This window comes from Streptomyces sp. YS-3 (genome assembly GCF_045257485.1).
Taxonomy (GTDB): domain Bacteria; phylum Actinomycetota; class Actinomycetes; order Streptomycetales; family Streptomycetaceae; genus Streptomyces.
On the sequence record NZ_JBJHPC010000660.1, the window covers coordinates 1 to 3,736 of the forward strand.

At 71.6% G+C, this 3,736-nt stretch carries 4 protein-coding genes; 3 read left to right on the forward strand and 1 reads right to left on the reverse strand.

Annotated features, from left to right (window positions below):
• Positions 1–67: 67 nt before the first annotated feature.
• Positions 68–832 (reverse strand): SigE family RNA polymerase sigma factor, encoded by a 765-nt coding sequence (locus ACJA3G_RS32755; protein ID WP_406556668.1) that lies wholly within the window; start codon positions 830–832, stop codon positions 68–70.
• Between the two features lie 180 nt (positions 833–1,012).
• Here ACJA3G_RS32755 and afsQ1 point away from each other — a divergent pair, with 180 nt between their 5' ends.
• The 3 genes from afsQ1 to ACJA3G_RS32770 form a co-directional block, all read left to right on the forward strand.
• On the forward strand, positions 1,013–1,690 hold the full coding sequence (gene afsQ1, locus ACJA3G_RS32760; protein WP_406556669.1) for a two-component system response regulator AfsQ1: 678 nt from the start codon (positions 1,013–1,015) through the stop codon (positions 1,688–1,690).
• A gap of 43 nt (positions 1,691–1,733) precedes the next feature.
• On the forward strand, positions 1,734–3,224 hold the full coding sequence (locus tag ACJA3G_RS32765) for an ATP-binding protein (protein WP_406556670.1): 1,491 nt from the start codon (positions 1,734–1,736) through the stop codon (positions 3,222–3,224).
• On the forward strand, positions 3,221–3,736 hold a 516-nt coding region (locus ACJA3G_RS32770; protein WP_406556671.1), incomplete at its 3' end, for a hypothetical protein. The genes ACJA3G_RS32765 and ACJA3G_RS32770, both read left to right, overlap by 4 nt.

The following is a 3,736-nucleotide window of genomic DNA, read 5'->3' on the forward strand; positions in this document are numbered from 1 at the left end:
GCGCCGGCCCCCGTACGCTCCCCCCTGATCCCCGTACTCCGGCGGCTGCCACCGCCGGGCCAGACCTTCAGGCCACCAGCTCGCCGAAGGACTCCTCCTCGTCACGGCCGAAGGCGAGGACGTCGTCCTCGCGCAGCCGGCGGAGCGACCGCCAGATGCTGGACTTCACCGTGCCGACACTGATGTCGAGTATGTCCGCGATCTCCGGGTCGGTGCGGCCCTCGTAGTACCGCAGGACCAGCATCGTGCGCTGGAGTTCGGGCAGTCGTGCCAGCGCCTGCCAGAGCACCGCGCGCAGCTCCGTGCCGCGCATCGCGTCCGTGTCGCCCGCCGTCTCCGGCAGCTCCTCGGTCGGGTACTCGTTCAGCTTGCGGCGGCGCCACGCGCTGATGTGCAGGTTGGTCATGGTGCGGCGGAGGTAGCCCCCGACCGCGGCCTTGTCGCTGATCCGGTCCCAGGCCCGGTAGGTCGAGAACAGCGCGCTCTGCAGCAGGTCCTCGGCCTCGAACCGGTCTCCGGTCAGGTGGTAGGCGGTGGCGTACAGGGAGGCCCGGCGCTCCTGCACATAGGCCGTGAACGCCGCTTCGGCATCCGCGGCCCCGGAGGCGGAACGCTCCCCCGTGGTCTCCCCGTACGCCGCATCCCCGCCGGTCCCCGCGCCGGTGAAGGGCGAGGTCGGTACCGCGTCGAGCACCGTCATGTACGACTGGTGCTGACGCCCGGTGCCGCGAGCGCACCCCCGTCCGCTCACGGCACCGGACTTCTCGCTCCGCACGACGTCGTGGAGACGCGTGACAACTGCGCTTGAGGTGGTGCTGTGCAGAGTGTTCATCTCGCGCCCCCCGTCGGTGGAGTCTTGTTCCGGTCGGTACGAGGAAGACTCTGCCGGGCCAGTTTCATCGCGGTGTCCGACGACTGTCACAGGCCTGTCACAGCGGGCCGGGTGTGGGGGAAAGGGGGTGATGTCCACGGAAGGTCGAACTCCGCTCCCCCATGGGTCAGAATGACCTCCGTGCCTTTCCTGTTGCTGATCGAGGACGACGACGCCATCCGCACGGCGCTCGAACTCTCCCTGTCCCGCCAGGGCCACCGTGTGGCCACCGCGGCGACGGGAGAGGACGGCCTGAAGCTGCTCCGTGAGCAGCGGCCCGATCTGGTCGTGCTGGACGTCATGCTGCCCGGGATCGACGGCTTCGAGGTGTGCCGCCGTATCCGGCGCACCGACCAGCTGCCGATCATTCTGCTGACCGCGCGCAGCGACGACATCGACGTGGTCGTGGGTTTGGAGTCCGGCGCCGACGACTACGTGGTCAAGCCGGTGCAGGGACGGGTGCTGGACGCCCGGATCCGGGCGGTGCTGCGGCGCGGCGAGCGCGAGGCCACCGACTCCGCGACCTTCGGCAACGTGGTGATCGACCGGGCCGCGATGACGGTCACCAAGAACGGCGAGGACCTGCAGCTGACGCCCACCGAGCTGCGCCTGCTCCTGGAGCTGAGCCGCCGCCCCGGGCAGGCGCTCTCCCGCCAGCAGTTGCTGCGCCTGGTGTGGGAGCACGACTACCTGGGCGACTCCCGTCTGGTCGACGCGTGTGTGCAGCGGCTGCGGGCCAAGGTCGAGGACGTACCGTCGTCGCCCTCGCTGATCCGCACGGTGCGCGGGGTCGGCTACCGCCTCGACACCCCGTCCTGACCCCGCCTGCGCGGGCGAACCCAAGAAAGCAGCGATTCGGAACGTGAAGAAGGCGATACTCGCCGGCCTCCGCTGGACCAGTCTGCGTCTGCGTCTGGTCGTCGTGTTCGCGCTGGTCGCGCTGACCGCCGCCGTCTCCGCGTCGGGGATCGCGTACTGGCTCAACCGGGAGGCCGTGCTCGTACGGACCCAGGACGCGGCGCTCGGCGACTTCCGGCAGGAGATGCAGAACCGGGCGGCCTCGCTGCCGCTGCGGCCCACCGCCCACGATCTGCAGACCACGGCCCAGCAGATGGCGGCGAGCAGCCGCTCCGGCTACCACGTCAGCTCCGGGTACCAGGTGCTCCTGGTGGACCAGCGCGACCCGGGCAAGCCGATCGTGGGGGCGTCCGACGTGGACCGCTTCACCCTCGACGACGTGCCGGCCTCGCTCCAGGAGGCGGTGGACAAGAAGCAGAAGGTCACCGACAGCAACTCCTATCCGTACCACCTGTTCTGGCAGCGCAGGACCCTGCGCGGCAAGCCGTACCTGGTGGGCGGGACGAAGATCATCGGTGGCGGGGCGACCGGGTACATGCTCGCCTCGCTCGACCAGGAGCGGCAGGACCTCAACTCGCTGGCCTGGTCGCTCGGCATCGCCACCGGGCTCGCGCTGCTCGGCTCCGCGCTGCTCGCGCAGGCCGCCGCGACGACCGTGCTGCGGCCGGTGCAGCGGCTCGGCGACGCGGCCCGCCAGCTCGGCGAGGGCAAGCTCGACACCCGGCTGCGGGTCTCGGGCACGGACGAACTGGCCGATCTTTCGCGGACGTTCAACAAGACGGCCGAGAGCCTGGAGAAGAAGGTCAGCGACATGAGCGCGCGGGAGGAGGCGAGCCGGCGGTTCGTGGCGGACATGTCGCACGAGCTGCGGACGCCGCTGACCGCGCTGACGGCCGTCACCGAGGTCCTGGAGGACGAGGCGGACAGCCTCGACCCGATGATCGCGCCCGCCGTGCAGCTGGTGGTCTCCGAGACGCGCCGGCTCAACGTCCTGGTCGAGAACCTGATGGAGGTCACGCGCTTCGACGCCGGTACGGCCCGGCTCGTCCTCGACAACGTCGAGATCGCCGACCAGATCACCGCGTGCATCGACGCGCGGGCCTGGCTGGACGCGGTGGACCTGGACGCCGAACGCGGCATCATGGCGCGGCTCGACCCGCGCCGCCTGGACGTGATCCTGGCCAACCTGATCGGGAACGCGCTCAAGCACGGCGGCTCTCCGGTACGGGTGTCGGTGCGGGTGGAGGGCGAGGAACTGGTGATCGCGGTACGGGACCACGGGCCCGGCATCCCTGAGGAGGTGCTGCCGCACGTGTTCGACCGCTTCTACAAGGCGAGCGCGTCCCGGCCGCGGTCGGAGGGCAGCGGTCTCGGCCTGTCCATCGCGATGGAGAACGCCCACATCCACGGCGGTGACATCACCGCCGAGAACTCGCCCGAGGGCGGGGCGGTGTTCGTGCTGCGGCTGCCGCGGGACGGGGGTGAGGAGGCGTGAGGCGGCTTCTCGGCGGGGCGCTGGCCCTCCTCGCGCTCGGCACCGCCGCCACGGGGTGCGGCATCCGGCCCACCGCCGTCCCGGTGGACGCCGGGCCCGCGCCCTCGCGGGTGCCCTGCGAGGTGCCGGGGAACCCCGACAACCCGGAGAACCCCGTCTCCCCGCAGTTCGAGGGCGTGACGGTCCGGGTCTACCTGGTGTGCGGGGCGCAGCTGGTGTCGGCCGAGCGGTCGGTGCGGATCCCCGAGGGCCGGGCCTCGGCCGACCGCCTCCGGTTCGCGCAGGCGCTGCTCGGCGAACTGGAGGTCGCGCCGTCGGGGGACGAGAAGGCGGCGGGCTACACGACGGATGTACGGGGGCCGCTGACGGTGACGGCCGCGCGCGGCGGCGATCCGGCGGGGGCGCTGCGGCTGAGCCGGCGCCCCGAGGATCTGCCCGCGCTCGCGCTGTCGCAGATCGTGTGCACGTACGCGGAGAACACGCCGGTGTCGTCGGGGGCGCGGGTGGTGCTC